This is a genomic window from uncultured Anaerovibrio sp., assembly GCF_947302755.1.
GTDB lineage: Bacteria > Bacillota > Negativicutes > Selenomonadales > Selenomonadaceae > Anaerovibrio.
Genome location: NZ_CAMYWM010000022.1, coordinates 1 through 26,306 on the forward strand (window position 1 = coordinate 1; position 26,306 = coordinate 26,306).

The 26,306-nt window shown below is 50.6% G+C and carries 23 protein-coding genes; 21 read left to right on the forward strand and 2 right to left on the reverse strand.

The window, feature by feature from the left end; translation table 11 throughout:
* Positions 1-84: 84 nt before the first annotated feature.
* Together Q0Y54_RS03840 and lysA are read right to left on the reverse strand one after the other, a co-directional pair.
* On the reverse strand, positions 85-1,026 hold the full coding sequence (locus Q0Y54_RS03840; RefSeq protein WP_297964465.1) for an AEC family transporter: 942 nt from the start codon (positions 1,024-1,026) through the stop codon (positions 85-87).
* A 13-nt stretch (positions 1,027-1,039) separates the two neighbouring features.
* Positions 1,040-2,302 carry a diaminopimelate decarboxylase gene (gene lysA, locus Q0Y54_RS03845; RefSeq protein WP_297964467.1) on the reverse strand — a complete coding sequence of 421 codons (1,263 nt, stop codon included), beginning with the start codon at positions 2,300-2,302 and terminating at the stop codon, positions 1,040-1,042.
* A 362-nt stretch (positions 2,303-2,664) separates the two neighbouring features.
* Between lysA and Q0Y54_RS03850 the strand changes: the two genes are divergently transcribed.
* The 21 genes from Q0Y54_RS03850 (at position 2,665) to rfbC (ending at position 26,283) form a co-directional block, all read left to right on the forward strand.
* Positions 2,665-3,036, forward strand: coding sequence for a YkvA family protein (locus Q0Y54_RS03850; RefSeq protein WP_297964469.1), 372 nt, complete (start codon positions 2,665-2,667; stop codon positions 3,034-3,036).
* A 30-nt stretch (positions 3,037-3,066) separates the two neighbouring features.
* Positions 3,067-5,556, forward strand: a complete 2,490-nt coding sequence (locus Q0Y54_RS03855; protein ID WP_297964471.1) for a DNA topoisomerase 3 — start codon at positions 3,067-3,069, stop codon at positions 5,554-5,556.
* A 12-nt stretch (positions 5,557-5,568) separates the two neighbouring features.
* Complete coding sequence (locus Q0Y54_RS03860; protein ID WP_297964473.1) at positions 5,569-6,915, forward strand: hemolysin family protein; 1,347 nt, start codon at positions 5,569-5,571, stop codon at positions 6,913-6,915.
* Position 6,916: 1 nt separating this feature from the next.
* Complete coding sequence (locus Q0Y54_RS03865; RefSeq protein WP_297964475.1) at positions 6,917-8,827, forward strand: ABC-F family ATP-binding cassette domain-containing protein; 1,911 nt, start codon at positions 6,917-6,919, stop codon at positions 8,825-8,827.
* 25 nt (positions 8,828-8,852) lie between these two features.
* Positions 8,853-9,218, forward strand: a complete 366-nt coding sequence (locus Q0Y54_RS03870; protein ID WP_297964477.1) for a VOC family protein — start codon at positions 8,853-8,855, stop codon at positions 9,216-9,218.
* 120 nt (positions 9,219-9,338) lie between these two features.
* Positions 9,339-10,610, forward strand: a complete 1,272-nt coding sequence (locus tag Q0Y54_RS03875) for a hexokinase (RefSeq protein WP_297964478.1) — start codon at positions 9,339-9,341, stop codon at positions 10,608-10,610.
* A gap of 94 nt (positions 10,611-10,704) precedes the next feature.
* Complete coding sequence (locus Q0Y54_RS03880; protein ID WP_297964480.1) at positions 10,705-11,985, forward strand: SGNH/GDSL hydrolase family protein; 1,281 nt, start codon at positions 10,705-10,707, stop codon at positions 11,983-11,985.
* Between the two features lie 35 nt (positions 11,986-12,020).
* The gene (locus Q0Y54_RS03885; protein ID WP_297964482.1) at positions 12,021-12,851 is read left to right on the forward strand and encodes an AraC family transcriptional regulator; all 831 of its coding nucleotides are present in this window, start codon (positions 12,021-12,023) and stop codon (positions 12,849-12,851) included.
* A 305-nt stretch (positions 12,852-13,156) separates the two neighbouring features.
* The gene (gene gmd / locus Q0Y54_RS03890; protein ID WP_297964483.1) at positions 13,157-14,239 is read left to right on the forward strand and encodes a GDP-mannose 4,6-dehydratase; all 1,083 of its coding nucleotides are present in this window, start codon (positions 13,157-13,159) and stop codon (positions 14,237-14,239) included.
* On the forward strand, positions 14,236-15,180 hold the full coding sequence (locus Q0Y54_RS03895; protein ID WP_297964485.1) for a GDP-L-fucose synthase: 945 nt from the start codon (positions 14,236-14,238) through the stop codon (positions 15,178-15,180). The genes gmd and Q0Y54_RS03895 overlap by 4 nt, the downstream gene beginning before the upstream one ends.
* 16 nt (positions 15,181-15,196) lie before the next feature.
* Complete coding sequence (locus Q0Y54_RS03900; RefSeq protein ID WP_297964487.1) at positions 15,197-16,510, forward strand: sugar phosphate nucleotidyltransferase; 1,314 nt, start codon at positions 15,197-15,199, stop codon at positions 16,508-16,510.
* Between the two features lie 70 nt (positions 16,511-16,580).
* Complete coding sequence (locus tag Q0Y54_RS03905) at positions 16,581-17,015, forward strand: VanZ family protein (RefSeq protein ID WP_297964489.1); 435 nt, start codon at positions 16,581-16,583, stop codon at positions 17,013-17,015.
* Between the two features lie 87 nt (positions 17,016-17,102).
* A complete protein-coding gene (locus Q0Y54_RS03910) occupies positions 17,103-18,089 on the forward strand; it encodes a type I phosphomannose isomerase catalytic subunit (RefSeq protein ID WP_297964491.1) in 987 nt (328 codons plus the stop codon).
* On the forward strand, positions 18,076-18,219 hold the full coding sequence (locus tag Q0Y54_RS03915) for a hypothetical protein (RefSeq protein WP_297964493.1): 144 nt from the start codon (positions 18,076-18,078) through the stop codon (positions 18,217-18,219). The genes Q0Y54_RS03910 and Q0Y54_RS03915 overlap by 14 nt, the downstream gene beginning before the upstream one ends.
* Before the next feature lie 186 nt (positions 18,220-18,405).
* Positions 18,406-19,278 (forward strand): UTP--glucose-1-phosphate uridylyltransferase GalU, encoded by an 873-nt coding sequence (galU, locus tag Q0Y54_RS03920; protein ID WP_297964495.1) that lies wholly within the window; start codon positions 18,406-18,408, stop codon positions 19,276-19,278.
* Positions 19,279-19,286: 8 nt separating this feature from the next.
* Entirely contained in the window at positions 19,287-20,303 is a 1,017-nt protein-coding gene (gene galE / locus Q0Y54_RS03925) for a UDP-glucose 4-epimerase GalE (protein WP_297964497.1), read from the forward strand.
* A gap of 214 nt (positions 20,304-20,517) precedes the next feature.
* Entirely contained in the window at positions 20,518-21,624 is a 1,107-nt protein-coding gene (ychF, locus tag Q0Y54_RS03930) for a redox-regulated ATPase YchF (RefSeq protein WP_297964499.1), read from the forward strand.
* Between the two features lie 520 nt (positions 21,625-22,144).
* Entirely contained in the window at positions 22,145-23,044 is a 900-nt protein-coding gene (gene rfbA, locus Q0Y54_RS03935; protein ID WP_297964501.1) for a glucose-1-phosphate thymidylyltransferase RfbA, read from the forward strand.
* A 3-nt stretch (positions 23,045-23,047) separates the two neighbouring features.
* Positions 23,048-24,028 (forward strand): dTDP-glucose 4,6-dehydratase, encoded by a 981-nt coding sequence (rfbB, locus tag Q0Y54_RS03940; RefSeq protein ID WP_297964503.1) that lies wholly within the window; start codon positions 23,048-23,050, stop codon positions 24,026-24,028.
* Positions 24,029-24,465: 437 nt separating this feature from the next.
* Complete coding sequence (rfbD, locus tag Q0Y54_RS03945; RefSeq protein ID WP_297964505.1) at positions 24,466-25,377, forward strand: dTDP-4-dehydrorhamnose reductase; 912 nt, start codon at positions 24,466-24,468, stop codon at positions 25,375-25,377.
* Between the two features lie 279 nt (positions 25,378-25,656).
* Complete coding sequence (gene rfbC, locus Q0Y54_RS03950; protein ID WP_297964507.1) at positions 25,657-26,283, forward strand: dTDP-4-dehydrorhamnose 3,5-epimerase; 627 nt, start codon at positions 25,657-25,659, stop codon at positions 26,281-26,283.
* The last annotated feature ends 23 nt before the right edge of the window (positions 26,284-26,306 follow it).

Genomic DNA, 26,306 nt, shown 5'->3' on the forward strand with positions numbered 1-26,306 from the left:
CAATCATCTGCATAACATTGATATTATATACTATAATCGGGGAAAAATAAAGAAAAAAGGCGTAAAGGGGCACAAAAAAGGGGCTTAAATAAGCCCCAGGGTCTTTCCCAGGAATATCCAGCCAAATATGGTAAAGCAGGACAGCCCGGAGGTCATTATTATACAATTGCCGGCCAGCTCGTAGTCGCTGTCCATTTGCTGGGCCATGGTGAAGCCCACTACGGCGCAGGGGGCCGCGAAAACTGTCATAAGGGATACCAGCTCAATATTCCGATAGCCCAGCCATACGGCAACAGGTAATATAATGGCCGGGGCAATTATCAGCCTGGCAAGGGTACACAGCATAATGGAGAGGCGATTTCTCACCACACTGGAAACCGTAAAGGAGGCCCCCAGAAGAATGAGGGCTAGGGGGGTGGTGGCACTGCCCACCTGGAAAATGGGCTTTAAAATGGCCTCCGGTATTGTTATTTGGCAAAGATTAAAAATAATACCGGTAATACAGCCCAGTATCATGGGATTATGGATTATTCCCAGCAGTACCGGCTTCAGCCGGACCTGATTGCCCCGAAAGGTTTCAAATATGGTTACGGCCAGTATGTTATACAGGGGGATTACTACAGTAATCAGCATGGCGGTAATGGCAATATTATCGTGGCCATAAATATTGGCGGCCACCGGGATGCCGATGATGATAAAATTACTGCGGTAAATGGCATGGATCATGGCCCCACGCCGTTTGTTGTCCGTGACAAAATAACAAACAACAACACAGGCTGCCGCCACGGTGACCAAAATGGCTATCAGGGTAAACAGCAGCAGCCGGGGCTGAAAGGCAATGGTAAAATCGGCCTGATACATATTTTTAAATAAAAGGCAGTAAAATAAAATTTTAAAGACCAGCTTGTTCACATGGGCAATTTCATCCTTGGTGAGAAGCTGCATTTTTTTGACCAGCAGCCCCACACCGATGAGAATAGCTATGGGAAGAACGGCCTCCAGGGATACGATAAAATTATTGTACATATTTTCGCCAGCTTCACTTCATGATGGCTCCGGAAAAGCCCGTAAGGGTGGCAAAATAATCCTCCAGGGTTTCGGCCCGGCGAATAAGCTCCACGCTGCCATCCTCCCGCAGGAGCAGCTCGGCACTGCGGAGCTTGCCGTTATAGTTAAAGCCCATGGAGTGGCCGTGGGCACCGGTGTCGTGAATAACAATGCGGTCTCCCATATCAATTTTTGGCAGCTGCCGGTCAATGGCAAATTTATCGTTATTCTCACAGAGGGAGCCGGTTACATCATAGACATGATCCCTGGGTGCCTTTTCCTTTCCCACAACGGTAATGTGATGATAGGCCCCATAGAGGGCAGGCCGCATGAGATTGGCCATACAGGAATCCAGGCCAATGTAGTTCTTATAGGTGTGCTTCTCATGAATGGCGGTAGATACCAGATAGCCATAGGGACCGGTGATAGCCCGGCCGGATTCAAAGCAGATGGCGCAGCGGCCCTGTCCGGCCGGTACCATGATTTCATCATACAGCTTATGGATGGCTTCCCCCACCTCCTCCAGGTTAACCTCCTCCTGGCCAGGCTCATAAGGTATACCGATGCCGCCGCCCAGATTAACGAATTCAAGGGTAATGCCCAGCTTTTCCTTGATTTCCTTGGCCAGGTTAAACATGATGGAGGCGGTAAGGGCAAAGCCCTCAGTTCTCAGCTCGTTGGAGATTACCATGCAGTGGAGGCCAAACCGTTTTACCCCCCGCTCCTGGGCCATTTTGTAGCCGTCCAATATCTGGTCGTGGGTGAGGCCGTATTTGGCCTCCATAGGCTTGCCGATTATATCATTGCCGGCAATCAGGTTGCCGGGATTGTAGCGGAAGGACATAATCTGTGGCATACCGGCGTGCTTTTCCAGATATTCAATATGGGTAATGTCATCCAGGTTAATGACGGCTCCCAGCTCAATAGCCTTTTGAAATTCATCGGCCGGTGTATCATTGGAGGTAAGCATAATCTTTTCTCCCACAATACCGGCAGCCTCTGAGAGACAGAGCTCAGCCAAGGAGCTGCAGTCGGTGCCTGCTCCCTCCTCCGCCAATATTTGCATAAGTCGGGGGTTGGGCGTTGCCTTTACGGCAAAATGCTCCCTGAATTCCGGGGCCCAGCTGAATGCCTTGAACAGACGGCGGATATTGGCCCTGATGGCCCCTTCATCGTATATGTGAAATGGGGTAGGGTATTTGGCAATAATTTCCTCCAGTCGTTCCTGTGAAATGGGGAAAATCTTTTCTTTCATAAACAAGCCCTCCATGTATTGTAGTTTGATGATATATTACTCCTTGATAAGGATTATAACGCCATTGTTCAAATTTTTCTTCTTTAGAAGAAAAATATTCCAATTAGCGTTTCAACGAGCTGGGAGATATGCTCGCCAGCTGTTGTAGTTTGTTTTCCCCCACCTAAAGAGGTGGGGGACATCTTAAAGCTCGTTATTATTTACATAAATAGTATAAAATGTCATAGAAAATATGTCAATTATATATTATTTGTTATAGAAACATTTTTTTTGTTCATTTTGTGGTATGTATCAAAAATATGATAAAATATACGGATAGGTAAAGCTGTATATTGTAGTGAATCCACAGGGAGATGAAATATATGAAAAGGCTGTTTACGATTTTTAAACTTATTCGCAAGGACGTTGTGGTAATGCTGTTTGCCCTGATAAACAAACGTACCCCCAGGGCCTTTCGCCTGGCTATTCTGGCGGCCCTGGTGTATTTGATCAGCCCGGTGGATATTGTACCGGATGCTATTCCGGCAGCGGGTCTGGTGGATGACGCCGTAATTGTACCGGCGATTTTAGCCGGACTGCGTCAGCTGCTGCCCCCGGATGTGCTGGAGGATTGTACGGACAGAGCAGGTAATTATGGGAAATATTTCCCTATAATAATGGGGGCAGCCACCCTGTTGCTCCTTCTGTGGACCGGTTTGGTGCTTTATGGTATTTATAGGCTGCTTTTTTCCTGATGATATATTTTTTTGCGAGAGGTTTTGACAGTGCGGTTATATATAGCAGAGAAGCCCAGTATGGGTGCCGAAATAGCCAAATGCCTTCCGGGGCCAATGCACCGGGGGGATGGCTTTATTGAAACCCGGGGTGGGGTTGTTACCTGGGGATTTGGTCATATATTACGACAGGCTGAGCCCCAGGAGTATGATGAACGATATAAGAGCTGGCGGGCAGAGGATTTGCCCATAGTTCCCCGGCAGTGGAAGCTGTTGGTGGAGGATTCCTGTGCCAAGCAGTTTAATATAGTAAAGGGGCTTATTGAGCGGGCTGATGAGATAGTTCATGCCGGGGACCCGGACCGTGAGGGACAGCTGTTAATTGATGAGGTGCTGGACTTTGTGGGGAATACCAAGCCGGTGAGGCGTATTCTGCTCAATGCCCTTGATGAAAAGAGCATTAAGGAAGCCAACAGCTCTCTTAGGGAAAACAGTGAATTTTTCAATCTTAAGCAGTCAGCTCTGGCCAGAGCCCGGGCCGACTGGCTTATTGGTATGAATTTATCCAGGGCCTATACCCTGGCAGCCCAGCGGGCCGGTCACAGACGGCTGGTGCTTCCGGTGGGGCGGGTCAAGACGCCGACCCTGGCTCTGGTGGTCAGACGGGAACGGGAAATAGAGAATTTTAAGCCAGTGGACTACTACACCATAAAGGGTAAATTTCACCACGAAAATGGGGATTTTTACGCCACCTGGAAGCCCAGGGACATTCAGGCCGGTCTGGATTCAGAGGGCAGATTGGTGGATAAGGCCGTGGCGGATGCCAAGCTGGCGGAATTCCTGACAGCCCCCACAGAGGGGGTTATATCGGCCTACACCAAGAGCAAGAAGCAGGAGCAGCAGCGGCTGCCCTTTTCCCTGTCCTCCCTTCAGGTTTTGGCCGGCAAACGCTTTGGCTATGATCCCCAGCAGGTGCTGGACACGGCCCAGAAGCTGTATGAGCGGAAGCTCACCACCTATCCCCGTTCGGATTGCGAATATTTGCCCACCAATCAGTTTAAGGACAATGGAGCAATTTTACAGCATTTGCAAAATTTTGGCGACGAACAACTGGCCCAGTGGGCGGCGGGGGCGGACAGCACCATAAAAAGCCGGGCCTGGAATGACAAGAAAATTTCGGCCCATCACGCTATTATCCCTACCCGGGTACCGGCCGGGGCGGAGAAGCTGACCCCCATGGAGCGAAATATTTATTTTTTGGTGGCCCAGGCCTATATTGCCCAGTTCTATCCTGTGCATACATATAATCAGACCAAAATCGAGATTGATTACAAGGATGAGCTGTTTACCGCCAGCGGCCGGGTAGAATTGGATTTGGGCTGGAAGGCCCTTTATAGCTTCCAGGCCAGGGATAAAAACGAGGACAACGGCGACAACGGCGATAATGGCGAGGAGGACAGTGCTTCCCTGCCGCTGATGAAGAACAAGGATGGGGTAATCTACCTGGAAGGTGAAATGAGCCAGAAGGCCACCAAGCCACCAGTGCGATTTACCACCTCCACCCTGTTGGCGGCCATGAAGGATATTCATAAGTTCGTAAAGGATCCGGAGTCCAAGAAAAAGCTGAAGGACGTGTACGGTATCGGTACAGAGGCCACCCGGGCCACCATTATTGATGACCTTATCCGTCGCAGGTTTATGACCCAGACCGGGAAGAAGAAATATCTCCAGCCCACCCAGTCGGCCTATATGCTGATTGATGCTATGCCGGAGGAGCTGTCATATCCTGATTTTACGGCTATTTGGGAGGATAAGCTGCATTCCCTGGCCGATGGTGATGGTTCCTTGGAGGATTTTCTCGCCAATCAGGTGAATTTTACCACCGAATTATGTAAAAAAGCCTATGGGGCCCGGTTGCAGGTGGCCTCCACCACCGAGGGGGGAGAAGCCGCCCAGGTATGCCCCCGGTGCAAAAGTGGGGTATTGGTAAAACGCCATGGCAAAAACGGAGATTTTTGGGGATGCTCAGCCTTTCCAAGGTGCCGCATGAGCTGCGACGATAAGGAGGGTAAACCGGATTTGGCCGGGGCCAAGGCCCGCAGACAGCCTGCCGGCAGCATTCATAGTCCCGCTAATGTCCATACGGCGGCCGCAGCGGTGTACGATGATGCGCCCTTTGGCAATCCGTATATCAGCGAGGAGGAAATGGAGGCCTTCAATCAGGAATTCCGCCTGATGGACTCCTTTACGGCGTCTGCCGGCAGTGGGTACAATGAACCAATCCCCTCCTTTGGCGGCAGAGGTCATAATAACTATAATGGGCCTGGCGGCAGGGAGGAAGCCAAGGTGTCGGCGGCCCCCATGGAGCACCTTTCATCGGCCTCCCCCCAGGCGGCTTCAACGTACCTGTGCCCTAAATGCCGGGAGGGGCATCTGAGACCCATCAAGGGACGGAACGGCAGCTTTTGGGGCTGCAGCAATTATCCGCGCTGTACGGCCACCTTTGACGACGAACATAATATGCCGGTGTTTAATAGCTAGGAGGAAGCTTTCTTGGATATAACAGAGATTATAATTAAGCTTATAATCATAGTAATATTGGTTGCTCTCAACGGGTTTTTTGTGGCGGCGGAATTTGCTATTGTAAAAATGCGGATGTCCCGCCTGAACTCCATGATTGAAGCCGGCAACCGCCGGGCAGTATATGCCAAGCCCTTGGTGGAGCATGTGGATGTGTCCCTTTCCGTAACCCAGCTGGGGATAACCTTGGCCTCTTTGGGCCTTGGTTTATTGGGGGAGCCTACCATCAGCCGGATTTTGGAGCCGGTCTTTGAAATTATTGGCCTGAGTGGTGCTCTGTCTGCCACCATTTCCTTTATTATTGCCTTTTCCCTGGTAACGGCCGCTACCATTATCATCGGTGAACTTATTCCGAAAAATGTGGCTATTCAGCAGGTGGAACGGGTTATGCTGGCCGTGGCCATTCCATTGATGTTTTTTCAGAAAATCATGTATCCCTCTGTGTGGCTCCTTAATAAGGTGGCGGTGTTTGTGGCCAAAATATTCGGCATCGATATATCCAATAACGGAGATGAGGTGGCCCATACCGAGGATGAAATACGCCGCTTGATGGAGGAAAGTCACAAGCAGGGCTATATTGATAAAACAGAGCTGGATTTCGTGGACAATGTATTCGATTTTGCCGACCGCAACGTGCGGGAAATTATGATCCCCCGCACGGATATGGTGTGCCTTTATCTGGAGGACAGCTTCGAGGAAAATATAAAGGTGGCCATGGAGGAGCACCTGACCCGTTACCCGGTATGCGGTGAGGACAAGGATGATATAGTGGGCTTTTTGCACATCAAGGATTTAATGCAATCCCTGTATAAACGGCGGCGTCCAATTCTCAGAAAGCTAGTGCGCCGGACCCTGGTGGTACCGGAAACCATGAAGATAAGCATGCTGTTAAAAATGATGCAGAAGCAGCGCTCCCAGCTGGCTATTGTGGTGGATGAATACGGCGGTACCTCGGGAATGGTTACCATTGAGGATGTTATTGAGGAAATCGTGGGTGAAATTCAGGATGAATTTGATCAGGAGCGTCCCGCCATTGAAAAGCGGTCTGAGCTGATATATTCCATCGACGCCATGCTGCTGCTGGAGGAGGTCAGCGATATCTTTGAAATGGAAATTGAGGCGGACAACATTGATACCATTGGGGGCTGGCTGTACAATAACGTCCAGTCCCCGCCGCTGATTGGTATGAAGGCGTCCTGTGACTGTGTTGATTTCTTCGTGGAGGAAATTGATAACCTGCGCATTACCAGAATATTGCTTCAATTAAGGAAGCCATTGGTGGAGGACCATCCGGAGATAGCCGCCGAGGAGGAAGTGTAAGTTGGTTTTAACAGTGGAAAATCTGGGCAAGAGCTACGGGGAAAAGGTCTTGTTCAGTCACGTAAATCTTAATGTAAATGACAATGACAAAATCGGTATTGTGGGGGTAAACGGCACCGGAAAATCCACCTTCTTGAAGACGGTGGCAGGCAAGCTGTCTGCCGATACCGGCAATATGGTGACCATGCGGAATCTCCGCATCAGCTTTTTGGAGCAGTCCAAGGAATTCGATATGGAAAATACCGTATTGATGGAGGTTTTTAAGGACGACAGCCCGTTAATGGGCGCCCTCCGGGCCTATGAAGCTGCCCTGGCCAAAACCGAGGCCGGGGATCAATCTCCGGCGGTACAGCAGGCCCTGGTGGAGGCCTCGGCCCAAATCGACAGTGTAAATGGCTGGGGGATGGAAAATGAAGCCAAAACCATTCTTAATCACCTGGGAATTCATGATTTTGAGGCCAGGGTGGGCAGCCTGTCCACCGGTCAGCAGAAGCGTATGGCCCTGGCCACGGCCCTGATTCAGCCCTGTGATTTGCTGATATTGGATGAGCCCACCAACCATTTGGACAGTGAAACCATTGGCTGGCTGGAGGACTATTTGGCCCACTGGAAGGGGGCCCTGCTGACCGTAACCCATGACCGCTATTTCCTGGACCGGGTTACCACCGGGATTTTGGAATTTGATAAGGGGCGGACCTACAGCTATGATGGCAACTACTCCCAATTTCTGGAGCTGAAGGCGGCCCGTATTGAGCGGGAGGAGGCCGGGGAGCGCAAACGGCAGAATTTTTTGCGCAACGAGCTGGCCTGGATCCGGCGGGGAGCCCAGGCCCGTAGTACCAAGCAAAAGGCCCGTATTCAGCGTTATGAGCAGGTACGGGATCAAAGGGTGGACCTTAGCCGCAATCAGGTGGAAATCGGGCTGGCCGGCAGCCGCCTTGGCCGTAAAATTATTGAGCTGGACCATGTAAGCTATGAATGGCAGGGGAAAACCTATTGCCGGGATTTTACCTACACTGTCCTCCGCAATGACCGTATCGGGATTTTAGGGGGCAATGGTACGGGAAAGTCCACGCTGCTGAATATTATTGCCGGCCGGCTTCAGCCTACCGGGGGACGGGTGGATATCGGCCAGACGGTGAAGCTGGGCTATTTTGCCCAAACCAATGTGGAAATGGATGGACGGCTGCGGGCCAAGGAGTATATTCAGGAGGCAGCCCATTATATTACCATGGCCGATGGCACAAAATTATCGGCAGGACAGCTCATGGAGCGGTTCCTCTTTCCTCCGGAGCTTCAATGGACGGAGATTTCCCGCCTGTCAGGTGGCGAAAAGCGTCGCCTCTATCTGCTGCGCATCCTTATGGAGGAGCCTAATGTGCTGCTGCTGGATGAGCCCACCAACGATTTGGATTTGGATACCATGGCCGTGCTGGAGAATTTTATTGAGGACTTTAACGGGGCCATTATTTTCGTGTCCCACGACCGTTTTTTCACTGACCGTATGGCCCGGAAGGTCTTTGTCTTTGATGAGGCTGCCCGTGTACAGATTTACATGGGAGGCTATTCAGATTATAAGGCAAAGGCTGATGAGGAGCAGGCAGATAGGCTTCAGCAGCAGCGTAAGGCCGAAAGGGCCAAGGCTGTGGCCGAGCCGCTGACGGACAAGGTAAAGCCCAAAAGCAAAAAACAGGGCCTAAGTGCCAATGAGGCCCGGGAATATGGGGAAATTGAGGCGGTAATTGCCAGCAAGGAAAGTGAGCTGAAGGTAGTGGAAATGCAGATGGCCATGAATGGGGCCAATTACGATATGCTGCAGGAGCTTACCGCAGAGCAGGAACGGCTGGCCGCCGAGCTGGATAAGCTTATGGATCGCTGGGCATACCTGGAAGAAAAGGCCCAGGAGGTATAAAATTTTAACTAGGGAGTTTTTGGTGATGAAATTTACAATGTCCCACAGCAGTATTGCCGTTAAGGACGTGGAGCGTTCTGTGGAATTTTATAAAAAGGCCCTTGGGCTGAAGGTTAAGGGAAACAAGGATTTGCCCCACATAAAGCTGACCTACCTGGTGGATGGGGAGGATTCCGGTTATGAGCTGGAAATAACCCTAAGGAAGGATCACGAGGGGGAATATAATTTGGGGGAAAATCCGGTCCATTTGGCCTTTTGGGTGGATAACTACAAGGAAGCCCTGGCCATGCACCAGGCAATGGGCTGTGTGCTGAGGGTGGTGGAGCCGGCGGGGATTTATTTTATTCAGGACCCGGATGGCTACGTTACGGAAATCATGCCGGGGCTGTAATACCTGGGCAGGAATATGGCAAATATGTCCGCCTGACAGGAGGAATGGGTGTTCTGTGGAATTTTAACAGGCGGAAGCAATCCATTGGCAGGGCTATGATATTACAAGGGGGAATATGGGGTGGCACTTAATGAAGGCTTATATAAGGAAATAATGGATGAACTGGCTGTCACCAAGGAATTTATTGCCGATGTGGCCGGGGCTTTTCGCTGGGATTTGGAGCAGGGCTTAAGAAGGAGCGAGTTTTCCTCCCTGCCCATGCTCCCCTCCTTTATTGGTTTGCCGGAGGGCACGGAGAAGGGGGAATACCTGGCCCTGGACTTTGGGGGCAGCAATGTGCGGGCCTCAGTGGTGCGCCTGTTGGGCAATAGCAGCTTTGAAGTGCTGAACTGGGTGGAAAAGCCTCTGGTAACAGATGAATATAATCTCATTAGCAGCTCGGCGTCTTCCACAGCCCTGTTTGATTTTTTGGCCGAAACGGTGGGGGAGGCTGTCCATGGCAATGGGGAGCGGGAAATATACCTGGGCCACACCTTTTCCTTTGGTACGGAGCAACAGGATATTAATCGGGCCAAGCTCATTAAATGGGCCAAGGAAATTGCGGTACCCGGGGTGGAGGGGCAGGATATAAATGGACTGCTGGAGGCTGCCCTGGTTCGCAGGGGCTTTCTCCACATAAAGCCGGTGGCCATTCTGAATGATACGGTGGCGGCTCTTCTGGCGGCGGCCTATACCTATCCTGATACCAGGGTGGGCTCCATATACGCCACAGGCTACAACACCTGCTATATGGAGGCTATGCCTGATGCCGGGCGGCCGGCCTGTATTATAAATATGGAGTCCGGGGCCTTTTCCAAGCTCATTCCCAGCAGGTGGGATATGGAGCTGGACAGGAATTCGGAGCAGCCCGGGCGGCAGCGGCTGGAGAAAATGGTGTCAGGCCGGTATATTGGGGAACTGTTCAGCCGCCTGCTGCAGGCGATATTTGATTTAAGGGAAAAGCCGGCCCTTTCAGCGGTGGATATGTCATCTGTCATGGAGGGGGCCGCCGGGGCAGCTGCTGTAGTGAAGCCCATTGTCCCGGAGGCTGAGGTGGATGATATAGAGAAAATTCGTCAGCTGGCCAGGGCCATAACGGTGCGCTCGGCCCGTATTGTGGCCGCATCCTGGGCCGGTACCCTGTGGCATTTGGCAGGCAGTGGGCGGGTGGAGCCCCAGCATATAGCAGTTGATGGTTCCGTTTTCCAGCATATGCCCTATGTGCAGGAGAGTGTGAGACGGGCCCTCTACGAAATTATGGGCGAAGAGGCGGCCGGCCTGGAGCCGGTTTTAGTCAAGGATGGCTCCAGTATCGGTGCTGCCATCGCCGCTGCCGTTGCAACTTGTTGTTAATCGTGATAAGCTATTACGGTAATATTTTTATTAACCTATGCAGAAAGAATAATTATCATGGATATGTAAATTTATCCGATTGAGGTATGATGTCATGAATTTTTCCAAAAAAATTATGGCCGCAGTTATGGTTGGCCTGCTGTCCTTTTCCGGGGCCGCCCTGGCCGAGACCGCTAACTATGGGGGAGCCGAGGACCAGCTATATCAGGGGGATTTTTTAAAAAAGGTGCGTATCAATTGGGATACCATCCCCGGAGCCGTAAGCTATCGTCTGGTTATTTTGAAAGGCAATTCCACCAGCCGTGAGGCGGAGATTAAGCACATTAATCAGGTGCCGAACAATGGCTTTGAGCTGGATACAGTTAATATGCTTAAGGCCAAGGGCTATTATTGGCGGGTGTGTCCCCTGGATTACGATGGCCATGAAATGGGAGCCTACAGTGCGCCGAAGCCATTGGTGGGTGAGGAAGTAAATCCCAAGGCACCCCGGGCCACCACGGAATTTGAAGAAATGGCCTATTCCCCCCTATATCCGGTTTTCTCCTGGATTCCGGTAGATGGCAGCGGCGGCTATGAAATAAGGGTAAGCCGTGAGAATAAAGATAATCCGGGCCATTATGATGTGGTGCGGGATATGACCACCGACAACAACAACATATATTATGAGGATGGCGGCTACACCTGGCCAGGTCATTACATGTGGCAGGTCCGTTCACAAAACAAGGTGGGAGTTCCCAATACCGACTGGTCAGAGCCAAAATATTTTGAGGTGGAGCAGCACGTAAGGGTGGCGGCCTTAGGTGACAGTATTACCCATGGCGGCGGTGTTTGCAATGTGCCCCCTGGCTATGTAATGTACAGCTGGGAGACTTATTGTAAGGTACCAATAAAAAATCTTGGCCGCAGCGGCGATAGTGTCCAGGATATGGTTAACCGGTTTGAAAAGGATGTTATTCCCTTTTCACCGGGCATGCTGATAATAATGGGCGGCGTCAATAATTTTCGGTCCGGTGAGGATGGCTGGGAGACTGTAGCCGCCATGGAGGAGCTATTGGAGGAATGCAAATATTACAATATCATTCCGGTATTTGTAACGGCAACGCCCATAAATCCAGGGCTGATGGCCAAGGTAGATGCCATAGAGAACCCGGCCTGGAATTGGAAGGACCAGCAATTAATCCTCAATCAGTGGATAATGAATCAGACCTATCACGTTGATGTTACCCCGGCGCTGACGGATATGTACGGCCAGCTTAAGGAAGAGCTGACCACCGACGGACTTCATCCTGATCATGAGGGAAAGCGTATTATTGGTGAGGCTATTGGCAACTACTTGCTCACCACATTTCCGGCATACAATTTAACCTTTAAATAAAATGGAGAGCAGCTTTTGGGCGTAGGACGATAGTGATGGCCACAGTAGAAACAACCAGAATTCAATATACCCCCTCCCCCTTTGCCAGGGCCTCCCTGTTGCATTTGGCGGAGGTGGGACAGCTGACGGCCCTGAAGCCCCACACCTCCCGGCGCAGCAACCTGGGCGGCTGCTTGTTCCTGGTAGTGGAACGGGGGGCAGGGGTAGTACAGGTGGGAGAAAAAGCCTATGAACTGGAGGCAGGGGATGCGGCCTTTGTGGATTGCTCACGTCCCTATTCCCATCGTACGGCGGAGGACCTTTGGACCGTGCATTGGACCCATTTTGATGGTCCGGCCCTGCTGGCGATTTACCATAAATTTTTGCACCGCTCCGGCAAACCCGTATTTACGGTACGGTCTGTCAATGAGTACATTGAGCTGTTGCAGGATATCTACCGGACGGCGGAGGGGGCCTCCTATGTGCGGGATATGGGCATAAATACCCTGCTGTCCTCCCTGCTGGAGCGGATAATGGGGGATTGCTGGGCGGAAAATCACCAACGGGCCACAGGCAAGGTGGAGGATATACGGCTGTATTTGGATAATAATTATATGCGTCCCATTACCCTGGAGGGACTTTCACAACATTTTTTTATGGAGAAAACCTATTTGGGACATGTTTTCAACCGGTCCATGGGAATTTCCCCTATTCGTTATCTGACTACGGTGCGGATTCGTAAAATAAAGGAGCTGCTGCGGTTTACGGACAATACCCTGGCGGAAATTGCCGGGAAGGTGGGCTTTTCCTCGGAGCAATATTTATCAAGGGTGTTTAAATCCGTGGAGGGAATTTCCCCCGGAGAATACCGGAAGCGTTGGAAATAAGCCTATGCTCCGGCTCACCAGCCTGTGAAAATAAAATGTAGACTTATTCAGGTGAAGTTTTAAACTCCACCTGAATTTAGTCGAATTTTACCCATTGCTTTACGGGTGCTTAACTCCCACCTTAGAGGAGGGAGTCTTAGCACCCGTTAACATCGGATAAACACAAGATTGTACAAGTTTATCCCAAGAAAATGGGTGGCAGGAATAAACATAATATGAAAAAATAGTGCAAAAGCCGGTGGGGCGATTGCACATAGACAATCTCTCTGCATAGGCGGAGAGATTTTTATTTTGGAGGTATTTACATGAAAAAAGCGTTGATTACTGGTGTCACTGGTCAGGACGGTTCATATTTGGCCGAATTTTTGTTGGAAAAGGGCTATGATGTCCACGGTATAATCCGCCGCTCCTCCGTGGATTATCGGGAGCGGATTGCCCATCTGGAGGGAAAGCCAAATTTTCATCTTCATTATGGGGATATGGGGGATTCCATGGGGCTCATGGCGGTTATCAGCACTGTGCGCCCAGATGAAATTTATAATCTGGCGGCCCAGAGCCATGTTCAGGTGTCCTTTGATGCCCCTGAGTTTACGGCTGATGTGGATGCCACCGGCGTGCTGCGTATATTGGAGGCCGTTCGCCTGTGCGGCCTGAAGGATAGTTGCCGCATTTATCAGGCCTCTACCTCGGAGCTTTACGGCAAGGTGGAGGAGGTTCCCCAGAATGAGAAAACCCCCTTCCATCCATATTCCCCCTATGCGGTGGCCAAGCAGTATGGCTTCTGGATTACCAAGGAGTACCGGGAGGCCTACAATATGTTCTGCTGCTCCGGTATTTTATTCAATCACGAGTCCGAGCGGCGCGGTGAGACCTTCGTAACCAGAAAGATTACCCTGGCGGCGGCCCGTATTGCCCAGGGCAAGCAGGAAAAACTGTATCTGGGTAATTTGGACAGCCTGCGGGATTGGGGCTATGCCAAGGATTATGTGGAGTGCATGTGGCTGATTTTGCAGCATGACAAGCCGGAGGATTTCGTTATTGCTACCGGCGTACAGCATTCGGTCCGGGAGTTCTGTCAGCTGGCCTTCCATCATGCAGGGATTGAGCTGGAATTTACCGGTGAAGGCCTGGAGGAAAGGGGCGTTGATAAGGCCACCGGCAAGGTGGTAGTGGCGGTCAGTCCCGATTTCTATCGCCCAACAGATGTAGTTAATCTTTGGGGGGATCCAACCAAGGCCAAGGAAGAGCTGGGCTGGAATCCCACCAAGACCAGCTTTGAAAAGCTGGTGGAAATCATGGTGAAGCATGATATGGAAAAGGTGGCGGCCGAGCGTCTCACCGAACGGGTAAATTTAGCTGAATTCTTGGAAAAGGGTGTAATAAAATGATGGAAAAAAATGCGAAAATCTATGTAGCCGGTCACCGGGGCATGGTGGGCTCCGCCATTGTACGAGAGCTGGAGCGGCAGGGCTATACCAATATTATTACCAGAACCCATAAGGAGCTGGACCTTTGCCGTCAGGACCAGGTGGAGCAGTTCTTTGCCCAGGAAAAGCCGGAATATGTCTTCCTGGCCGCCGCCAAGGTAGGGGGGATTGTGGCCAATTCTGAGGCGTTGGCGGACTTTATGTACGATAACATGATTTTGGAAATGAATGTCATTAATTCAGCCTGGAAAAACGGCTGCAAAAAGCTGGAATTTTTGGGCTCCTCCTGTATTTATCCCCGCATGGCGCCACAGCCTATGCCGGAAAGCTGTCTCCTTACCTCGGAGCTGGAGAAGACCAACGAGGCCTATGCCCTGGCCAAGATTTCCGGCCTGAAATATTGTGAATTTTTAAATCGCCAGTACGGCACGGATTATATTTCTGTAATGCCCACCAATCTCTACGGGCCAAATGACAATTATCATCCGGAGCACAGTCATGTGCTGCCTGCCCTCATCCGTCGGTTCCATGAGGCCAAGGAAAATGGTGCCGCCAGTGTTACCTGCTGGGGGGATGGCTCCCCGTTGAGAGAGTTCCTCTATGTGGACGATTTGGCCAACCTCTGCGTGTTTTTGATGAATAACTACCGCGGCAATGACCCGGTTAATGCCGGCACGGGGAAGGACTTGACCATCAAGGAGCTGCCGGAGCTGGTGGCCAAGGTTGTGGGCTATGAGGGAGAAATCCTGTGGGATACCTCCCGGCCCAATGGCACTCCCCGGAAGCTGCTGGATGTATCGAAGGCCACCAAGCTGGGCTGGACCTATAAAACGGAGCTGGAGGACGGTATCCGCCTGGCCTACAAGGATTTTTTGGAAAATCCCATGCGGGCAGAGCGTTGATGGAGAAGGATAGATTATGAATATAGTATTGTTGTCCGGGGGGTCGGGGAAGCGCCTGTGGCCCCTGTCAAATGATGTACGAAGCAAGCAGTTTATCAAGCTTTTTAAGGGGACGGATCAAACCTATGAATCCATGGTACAGCGGGTGTACCGTCAGATAAAACAGGTGGATGCCGATGCCAGTATAACGATTGCCACCAGCAAGGCCCAGGTGTCCTCCATCAATAACCAGCTGGGGGACGGGGTGCGGATTTCCGTGGAGCCATGCCGCCGGGACACCTTTCCGGCCATTGCCCTGGCCACAGCCTATTTGGTTGATGTGATGCATATCAGTCCAGAGGAGCCTGTGGTGGTGTGCCCGGTGGATCCCTATGTGGAGGAGGACTATTTTCAGGCCCTGAAGCAGCTGTCACAGCAGGCGGAGAAGGGGGAGGCCAATTTGGTGCTTATGGGCATCGAGCCCACCTATCCGTCGGAAAAGTATGGCTATATTATCCCTGCCTCCAAGGAGCCCACCTCCATGGTGTCCACCTTCAAGGAAAAGCCTACCAGGGAGGTGGCGGAGGACTATATTGCCCGGGGAGCCCTGTGGAATGGTGGGGTATTTGCCTATAAATTACAGTATGTCCTGAATATTGCCCATGAGCTCATGGATTTTACGGATTATTATGATTTGTTTGCCAAATATGACACCCTGGAAAAGATTTCCTTTGACTATGCGGTGGTAGAGAAGGAGGACAAAATTCAGGTTCAGCGGTTTGGCGGTCAGTGGAAGGATTTGGGCACCTGGAATACTCTGACGGAGTCCATGGATGAGGCGGTCATTGGCCCCGGGGTGCTGAATGAGACCTGTACCGGCGTCCATATCGTCAATGAGATGGATGTGCCCGTGCTGGCCATGGGATTGCATGATGTGGTTATTTCGGCCTCCCCGGAGGGCATATTAGTATCGGACAAGGAGCAAAGCTCCTATATTAAGCCCTTTGTGGAGCAGTTTGACCAGCAGATTATGTTTGCCGAAAAGTCCTGGGGCAGCTTCAAGGTGCTGGATGTGGAGACGGGCTCCCTTACCATTAAGGTTACCCTGAATGAAGGCCATTCCATGAATTATCACAGTCACAAAAACCGTGATGAGGTTTGGGTGGTGGTGTCCGGTCATGGCCGCACCATCGTGGATGGCATGGAGCAGCGGGTAAAGACCGGTGATGTTATTACCATGGCTATTGGCTGCCGGCATACCATTATTGCGGACAGTGATTTGAAGCTTATTGAGGTTCAGCTTGGGGAGGATATAAGCGTCGATGATAAGCAGAAGTTTGACCTGGAATAGGCCGTTCTCCTGCGCCTCCGTTTGTGTTACAATGATATGGTATATATATATTGTCTTGGGAGGTATTGCATTGAGCTTTAAAAATAAAAATACGTGGCTGCTGTTGTCCCTGCTGTGGGTGGGGGTAATGTTTTTTTTATCCCATCAAAATGGAACGGACACGTTTAATACCAGTCATGGCTTTACCGTATATCTGGCCAATTTATTCCATGTGGACCCGGAGCTTCTGCATACCATTGTGAGAAAGGCGGCCCATCTGGGGTTGTATTTTATCCTGACTTTGTTCCTGTATGGCTATCAGCTGCTGCGGGGGAAGGCCGGCTGGCTGGCTCTGGCGGCGGCGGTTATTTTTTCGGTGCTGGATGAGGGCACCAAGCCCTTTATTCCCGGCCGGCACTGTGATGGGGAGGACATTCTGCTAAATGATGTGGGAGCCGTATTGGGCTATACTTCAGCCCTTTATTTTGGGAAAAAATGTTTGAGCAAACGGGATGAGCTTGCTTAAGTGGTGGTTATTCGCCCATTAATGTAGTATGATGTGTTCGTAAAGGGAAAATTGGGGCTGGAGTAAGCTCTGTTTTTGAGGTTGATTATGGAAAGAAAACCCTTTTTATTAAAGCCTACCGGCAAGGATTATATCTGGGGCGGCAGGCGGCTAAATGATGATTTTGCCAAGAATATCGATATGAGTCCCCTGGCGGAGACCTGGGAGTGCTCCACTCACCCTGATGGGCCCAGCTATGCGGCCAATGGGGAATTTGCCGGGCAGAGCCTTGGTGAAATACTGAAGGCCCATCCGGATTTTTTGGGCCAGCATCCCCACACCAAAGGGGAGCTGCCTATATTAATAAAATTTATTGACGCGAAAAATGACCTTTCGGTGCAGGTGCATCCCGATGATGATTATGCTAGGGAGCATGAGCATGGCCAGCAGGGGAAATCGGAGATGTGGTATGTGCTGGATGCCGGGGCGGCTTCCCAGCTGGTATATGGACTAAACCACGATGTGGATGCGGAGACCATGCGGCGGAGCATCGCCAATGGAACCCTGGAGAAGCATTTGCAGCGGGTGCCCATAAAGCCGGATGATGTGTTCTTCATCGAAGCGGGCACCATCCATGCCATAGGGGCCGGCTCCCTGGTGGCGGAGATTCAGGAAAGCTCCAATCTCACTTATCGCCTTTACGATTACGATCGGGTGGACAAGGAGGGCAACAAGCGGCCCCTCCATGTGGACAAGGCCTTGGAGGTGGCCAATTTAAAGGCTGCGGCCAGACCAAGACAGCCCATGCGGGCCGTAAAGTATCAGCCGGGCTGTGCTACGGAGCTGCTGTGCCGCTGCCGGTATTTTGAGGTACATCGACGGCTGGTGAACACGGAACGGGTGCGGCAGCTGGTGGATTATCGGGCTGATGGGGATTCCTTCAGGGTGCTGCTGTGTACCAACGGGTGCGGCAGTATCTATATGGAGGATGGAAGCTATATTCAGGTGTTCCGGGGGGATTGTATTTTCTTCCCCGCTGAGTCCGTCAAGGTTAAAATTCACGGGAAGCTTCAATTTTTGGATGTCAGAGGATAATAGGGCCGGTACAGATAACGCGACAGGCCTCCACTGGGTCCGGCCGGGGTCCCGGCTAAAGCTGTTTGGGCTGTGCCCGGATCATGCTCCGGTGTTGGCTGCTGTCAACGGACACATTATCGCCAGGTGATAAAATGATAACTTATTCAGGTGGAGTTTTAACTCCATCTGAATTTAGTTGAATTTTACCCAGGGCTTTGCGGACGTAACCTGTGAGCAGGAAGGGATGCTGTAGGAAGCATTCCTCCTGCTCTGTTATTTTGCCCTAAAATATGCTAAAATTAATTATTATATTTTACCATATGGAGATTTTGTTATGCAGAAAATAAGAAAAGCAGTTATTCCGGCAGCGGGCTTTGGCACCCGTTTCTTGCCGGCCACCAAGGCAACCCCCAAGGAAATGTTGCCAATTGTCGATAAACCAACTATTCAATATATTGTGGAGGAAGCCCTGGAAAGCGGCATTGAAGAAATCCTCATTATCAGCGGTCACGCCAAGCGGGCCATTGAGGATCATTTCGATTCCGCGCCTACCCTGGAGGCCATGCTGGAGGAAAAGCACAAGGATGACCTGCTGGCCATGGTGCGGGAAACGGCGGATATTAACGTTCACTATATCCGGCAAAAGCATATGCGGGGCCTGGGGGATGCCATCCTCTGTGCCCGGTCCTTTATGGGGGGAGAGTCCTTTGCGGTGCTGCTGGGTGACGATGTGGTTTACAATGAGGGCAAGCCGGCCCTGAAGCAGCTTATTGAGGTACACGAGTCCTATGGCGGCAGTGTGCTGGGCTGTCAGCTGGTGCCTGATGACAAGGTAAGCTCCTACGGCGTGGTGGCCGGGGAGGAAATTGCCGGGGCAGGGCTCCTTAAGGTCACCGATATGGTGGAAAAGCCGGAAATCGGGGAGGCTCCCAGCAATATGGCGGTATTGGGCCGTTACATCATTTCTTCATCAATCTTTGATATACTGGAAAACACTCCACCGGGGAAGGGTGGGGAAATTCAGCTGACGGATGCCCTGAAGGTGCTGGCGAAGAACGAGCCGGTTTGGGCCTTTAACTTTGAGGGCAAGCGGTATGACGTAGGTGACAAGCTGGGCTTTTTGAAGGCCACCGTGGAATTTGCCCTGCGCCGGGATGACCTGGGGGGAGACTTTAGAGCATATTTAACAGATGTATTAAAGGATTGAGGTCATTTATGAAAATTTTATTAGCTGGGGGAGCCGGCTATATTGGCTCCCATACGGCATTGTCCCTGTTGAACAGTGGGCATGAGGTCGTTGTTGTTGATAATTATGATAATAGCTCTCCTGAGTCCATCAAGCGGGTGGAGCAGCTGACGGGCAGGTCTGTGACTCTCTATGAGGATGACGTTAAGGATAAGGTTCGGATGCTGAAAATAATGCAAAAGGAGCAGCCGGATTGTGTTATCCATTTTGCCGGCCTGAAGGCAGTGGGGGAATCCGTTCAGCAGCCTGTCCGCTATTACCGCAACAATATTGATACCACCCTGACCCTCCTGGAATGTATGGCGGAGACCGGCTGCAAGGAAATCGTTTTTTCCTCCTCGGCCACCGTTTACGGGGCGGAGAATTCCTCCCCATGCCATGAGGGAATGCCCAGGGGAATTTGTACCAATCCTTACGGTTGGACCAAGTCTATGATGGAACAGATATTGCAGGATGCCTCGGTGGCGGATAAGGAGCTGAGTGTGGTACTCCTTAGGTATTTCAATCCCATTGGGGCCCATGAGTCTGGCCGCATTGGGGAGGATCCCCAGGGGATACCAAATAACCTGATGCCCTATGTTTCCCAGGTGGCTGTGGGTAAACGGGAGAAGCTGACTATTTTTGGTGATGATTATGATACCCCGGATGGTACCTGCCTGCGGGATTATATTCACGTTATGGATTTGGCTGAGGGCCATGTAAAAGCGGTGGAATTTTGCGCTCATCACCATGGCACGGAGATTATTAATCTGGGTACTGGTCAGCCATACAGCGTGCTGGATATTGTGAATACCTTTCAGCAGGTCAATGATGTTAAGGTAGCTTACGAAATTGGCCCACGGCGGGCCGGGGATTTGCCGGCGGTGTATTCCGATGTCCACAAGGCAGAACGGGTCCTGGGCTGGCGGGCCAAGCGGACCCTGGCGGATATGTGCCGGGATAGCTGGAACTGGCAAAAAAATAATCCTAATGGGTATAAAAAATAAATATCATTGGCCGCCCGACGAAGGCTTAGGCCAATTGTCGTAAAGAAAATGCTGTTTGTCAGCCTGCATTAGCTTAAAAATAAATTATTTAAGTGTAATGAGATTTGACTTTAAAAATATTTTAAGTTAGAAATAGTTTTAGCCAAGAGTGTTGTGCTGATATTGACACTCAACGATGAATTGTTAGATTTTTTTAGTAGGGAGATATGAACAATTGAGTAATTTAGAAGTAGGTATTGTGGGTTTGCCTAATGTGGGCAAGAGTACCCTGTTCAATGCAATAACCAAGGCCGGGGCAGAGGCGGCCAATTATCCCTTCTGCACCATTGAGCCCAATGTGGGGATTGTGGATGTGCCGGATGAGCGGCTGCAGGTGCTCCATGAAATGTATAATTCCAAGAAAACCACCCCGGCGGCCTTCCGCTTTGTGGATATTGCCGGTCTGGTAAAGGGGGCCTCCAAGGGGGAGGGCCTGGGGAATAAGTTTTTGGAGCATATTCGTCAGGTGGATGCAGTGGCCCAGGTGGTACGCTGCTTTGATGACGGCAATATCACCCATGTGGAGGGGTCCATTGACCCTATCCGGGATATTGAGATTATAAATACGGAGCTGTGTCTGGCGGATCTGGAGGTGCTGGAGCGCCGTCTGCTGAAGCTCACCAAGCTGGCCAAGTCCGGGGCCAAGGAGGCCAAGGCGGAGGCTGATGTGCTGGAGCGGATTAAGGCGGCTCTGGATGAGGGTAAAACCGTTCGCAGTGTGGATTTATCCGATGATGAGCGGGATATGATTAAGGAAATGAATTTCCTGACCCTGAAGCCAACCCTGTTTGTGGCCAATGTCAGCGAGGATGAGGTGGCCACTGCCGATACGGATAATCCTCATGTACAGCGGGTAAAGGAATATGCCAAAACCGAGGGGGCCGAGGTGGTTACTATTTCTGCCCGGGTGGAGTCGGAAATCGCTGAGCTGGATGAGGAGGAAGCCAAGGAATTTTTGGCAGATATGGGCCTAAAGGAGTCCGGTCTCCAGAAGCTCATTAAGGCGGCCTTTGATTTGCTGGGACTGATGACCTTCCTGACGGCAGGGCCTGATGAATGCCGGGCCTGGACCATCGTAAAGGGCACCACTGCCCCTAAGGCGGCGGGCAAGATTCATTCCGATATTGAGCGGGGCTTTATCCGGGCCGAAATTGTGAACTTCGACGATCTGGTGGCCGCCGGCTCCACGGCAGCTGCCCGGGAAAAGGGCCAGGTCCGCTTAGAGGGCAAGGATTACATCATGCAGGACGGAGATGTAACCTACTTCCGTTTTAATGTGTAAGATTATGAATTTATAGAGTGTAATTCATGTGTACGGTAGTAGTGGCTTTCACACGGTCATATTGCTAAAACTTTTCCTTGCCATTAACAATAGCGAAAAAAGCTGCAACTCGCTGCGCCCCTACGGGACTAGCTGCGCGTCGCTCAAACAAGCAACTTTTTCCGCTAAATAAATAGGATATGGCAAGTAAAAGGCTTCTTAGCGCAACATGACCTATTGTTCAAGCCATCTGCTGCCGTATACCTTAAGTCAGCTGCCTATGTACACTATACGTGGCAGTACGAAAAGCGGGCAGGTGGTTACTGTGTGAAGCATTAGGGCGATGGACGTTAATAAACTGGCTTTTGCACTCCTGCATTGGCTGAAAAAATCAATTGTTTGAACGAGCCATGAAAGGCGAAGTGAGTTTTGATTTTTTCAGCTATTTCAATAATGCAAAAACAGTTTTAGTCCTGAGACCCGAGCTGAATACAGTAGCTACTTGCCTGCTGGTGTTAAATTGACATTTAAGGAGATTAATATGAAGGGCATAATACTTGCAGGAGGGTCTGGAACCAGACTCTATCCACTTACCATGGTAACCTCCAAGCAGCTGTTACCGGTTTATGACAAACCAATGATTTACTATCCCATGTCCGTCCTTATGCGGGCCGGGATAAGGGATATTCTCATTATTTCCACTCCCCAGGACACACCGCGCTTCAAGGAGCTGCTGGGGGACGGCAAGCAATTTGGCGTCCACCTGTCCTACGCCGTTCAGCCCAGTCCTGATGGGTTGGCCCAGGCCTTTATTATCGGCGAGGAATTTATCGGTCAGGACAGCGTAGCCATGATTTTGGGGGATAATATCTTTGCCGGACATGGCATGACCAAGCGCCTGAAGGCGGCAGTACAGCACGCCGAAACCGGCAACGGGGCCACTGTATTCGGCTATTATGTGGATGACCCGGAGCGGTTTGGTATTGTGGAGTTTGACAATAAGGGCAGAGCCATTTCCATTGAGGAGAAGCCGGCCAAGCCAAAGAGCAATTACTGCGTAACGGGCCTTTATTTTTATGACAATCGGGTTATAGAGTACGCCAAGGGGCTGAAGCCCAGCGGCCGGGGTGAGCTGGAGATTACCGATTTGAACCGCATATATTTGGAGCGGGGTGAGCTCAGGGTGGAGCTGCTGGGTCAGGGCTTTACCTGGCTGGATACGGGGACCCATGAGTCCCTGGTGGATGCCACCAATTTTGTTAAGACCATTGAGACCCATCAGCACCGCAAAATCGCCTGTCTGGAGGAAATCGCCTATCTTAACGGCTGGATTTCCAAGGCGGATGTGATGAAGGTGTATGAGGTATTGAAGAAAAATCAATATGGTCAGTACCTGAAGGATGTATTGGACGGAAAATATATTGATGTAACGGGAGTTTAAAATATGACGATTATTGTTACCGGTGGTGCCGGTTTTATTGGCAGTAATTTTATTTATCATATGTTAAAGGAGCATCAGACTTATCGGATTATTTGCCTGGATAAGCTCACCTATGCCGGGAATTTGTCCACCCTGGAGCCGGCCATGGACAACCCCAATTTTTTGTTTGTAAAGGGGGATATCTGTGACCGTAACGCCGTGTATGAGCTCTTCAAGGAGCAGAAGCCGGATATGGTGGTGAATTTTGCGGCGGAAAGCCATGTGGACCGGTCCATCGAAAATCCTGACGTATTTTTGGAGACCAATATCAAGGGGACGGCTGTGCTGATGGATGCTTGCCGCCAATATGGGATTAAGCGGTATCATCAGGTGTCCACCGACGAGGTGTACGGTGATTTGCCGCTGGACAGACCAGACCTGTTTTTTACCGAGGAAACTCCCCTCCATACCAGCTCTCCATACAGCAGCTCCAAGGCCGGGGCTGATTTGCTGGTAATGGCCTATCATCGGACCTACGGCTTGCCGGTGACCATCAGCCGGTGCAGCAACAATTATGGACCCTATCATTTTCCGGAAAAGCTCATTCCCCTGATGATTACCAATGCCCTGGCGGATAAGCCGCTGCCTGTGTATGGTGAGGGCATTAATGTCCGGGACTGGCTCTATGTGGAGGATCATTGCAAGGCCATTGATTTGATTATTCACAAGGGCACCGTAGGGCAGGTGTACAATATCGGCGGCCATAACGAGATGCGCAATATTGATATTGTAAAGCTCATTTGCAAGGAGCTGAATAAGCCGGAAAGCCTCATTACCTATGTAACTGATCGGAAGGGCCATGATATGCGGTATGCCATTGACCCAACCAAGATTCATAAGGAGCTGGGCTGGCTGCCGGAAACTAAGTTCGCAGATGGTATCAAGAAGACTATCAAGTGGTATCTTGAGAATGAAAAATGGTGGAAGCCGCTTCTGCATGAGTAATATGCGGTCAGGGACAGTGGTTTTTACACGGTCATATTGCTAAAATTTTTCCTTGCCATTAACAATAGCAAAAAAAGTTGCAACTCGCTTCGCCCCTACGGGACTAGCTGCGCGTCGCTCAAACAAGCAACTTTTTTCGCTAAATAAATAGGATATGGCAAGAAAAAAGTTTCTATACGCAACATGACCTATTGTTCAAGCCATCTGTCCCTGCCCGCTGTGTCATACTGCATATGAAGTGCTGGTGCTGTTGCCTGAAAGCATTAGGGCGAGGTGCGTTAAGAATCTGGCTTTTGCATTCCTGCATTAGCTGAAAAAATCATTTGTTTGAGCGAAGCGAGTTATGATTTTTTCTGCTATTTCAATAAAGCAAAAGCAGTTTTGGCACCGAGACCCGAGCCGAAGGCAATTGCACCAGCACGGATAAGAGGTTAGTGATGAAAATATTTGTTACTGGTGTGGCGGGGCAGCTGGGCCATGATGTGGTAAATGAGCTGTGCAAGCGGGGCCATGAGGCTGTGGGCTCAGATATTGCCCATGCGTATAGTGGTATTCAGGATGGCAGTGCTGTTTGCTCTGCTGGGTATGTCCAGCTGGATATTACAGATAAGGAAGCGGTATCCAAGGCTATAGCTGATATCCGCCCTGACGCAGTGGTTCATTGTGCTGCCTGGACGGCGGTGGATGCGGCGGAGGAGCCGGCCAATAAGGACAAGGTGTGGGCGGTAAATGTTACCGGCACGGAGCATATTGCCCAGGCCTGCAAGGAAATTGACTGCAAGCTGCTGTATCTCAGTACCGATTACGTATTTGACGGTGAGGGGGAAGCCCCATGGCAGCCGGATTGCAGGGCCTATAAGCCCCTTAATGTTTACGGGGAAACTAAACTGGCCGGAGAGCAGGCAGTAAGCCGCCTGCTTTCCAAGTATTTTATTGTGCGGATTGCCTGGGTATTTGGTAAAAATGGCCATAATTTTATTAAGACCATGCTGAAGCTGGGGCAGACTCATCCGGAGCTGCGGGTAGTCAGCGACCAGATAGGGACACCAACGTATACCTATGATTTGGCAAGGCTTCTGGTGGATATGTGCGAAACTGAAAAGTATGGCTACTATCACGCCACTAATGAAGGTGGCTATATTAGCTGGTACGAGTTTGCTTGCGAGATTTTTAAGCAGGCCAATATGGATGTAAAGGTTACGCCTGTTACCACTGCCGAGTATGGCCTCAGCAAGGCCAAGCGACCCTTCAACAGCCGTTTGGACAAAAGCAAGCTGGTAGAAGCAGGCTTTAAGCCATTACCAACCTGGCAAGATGCTTTGAGCAGATACCTAAAAGAGATTTTATAGGCGGTCAGGTACAGTGGCTTTCACACGGTCATATTGCTAAGACTTTTTCTTGCCATTAACAATAGCGAAAAAAGTTGCAACTCGCTACGCCCCTACGGGACTAGCTACGCGTCGCTCAAACAAGCAACTTTTTCCGCTAAATAAATAGGATATGGCAAGTAAAAGGTTTCTTAACGCAACATGACCTATTGTTCAAGCCATCTGTACCTGCCCGCATTTAGCACTCGATTATGAAGTGCTGAATTCAATAGTATCAGCACATATATAGTAGGAGATAAAATGGGACAGATAAAGGTTACAAAAGCACCTATTGAGGGGCTGTATATAATTGAGCCAACGGTTCACGGTGACAGCCGTGGCTATTTCATGGAAACTTATAATCAAAAGGATATGGAAGAAGCAGGCCTCACCATGACCTTTGTTCAAGACAACGAAAGCATGAGTCGTAAAGGCGTACTTCGTGGTCTTCACTATCAGAAGCAGTACCCTCAGGGAAAGCTGGTACGGGTAATTGAGGGGCAGGTCTTTGATGTGGCCGTGGATTTGCGGAAAAACAGCCCCACCTTTGGTCAATGGTATGGGGAGCTGCTCAGTGACGAAAACAAAAAGCAATTTTATATTTCCCCGGGCTTTGCCCATGGCTTTTTGGTGCTTTCTGATGTAGCCAGATTTTGCTACAAGTGCACCGATTTCTATCATCCGGGGGATGAAGGTGGGCTGGCCTGGAATGATCCGGAGATTGGCATAAAATGGCCGGAGCTGGTGGGCACCTATCAGGGAACCGCTGACAGTGCCGGTTACCAGCTGGCTGACGGCACCGCGTTAAGTCTCAGCGAAAAAGACAAGAAATGGTCAGGACTCAAGGGTTCCTTTATATTTAACTCAACTTTCCCACCACAAAAATAAAGCCAATTCCTTGAAAATATTGG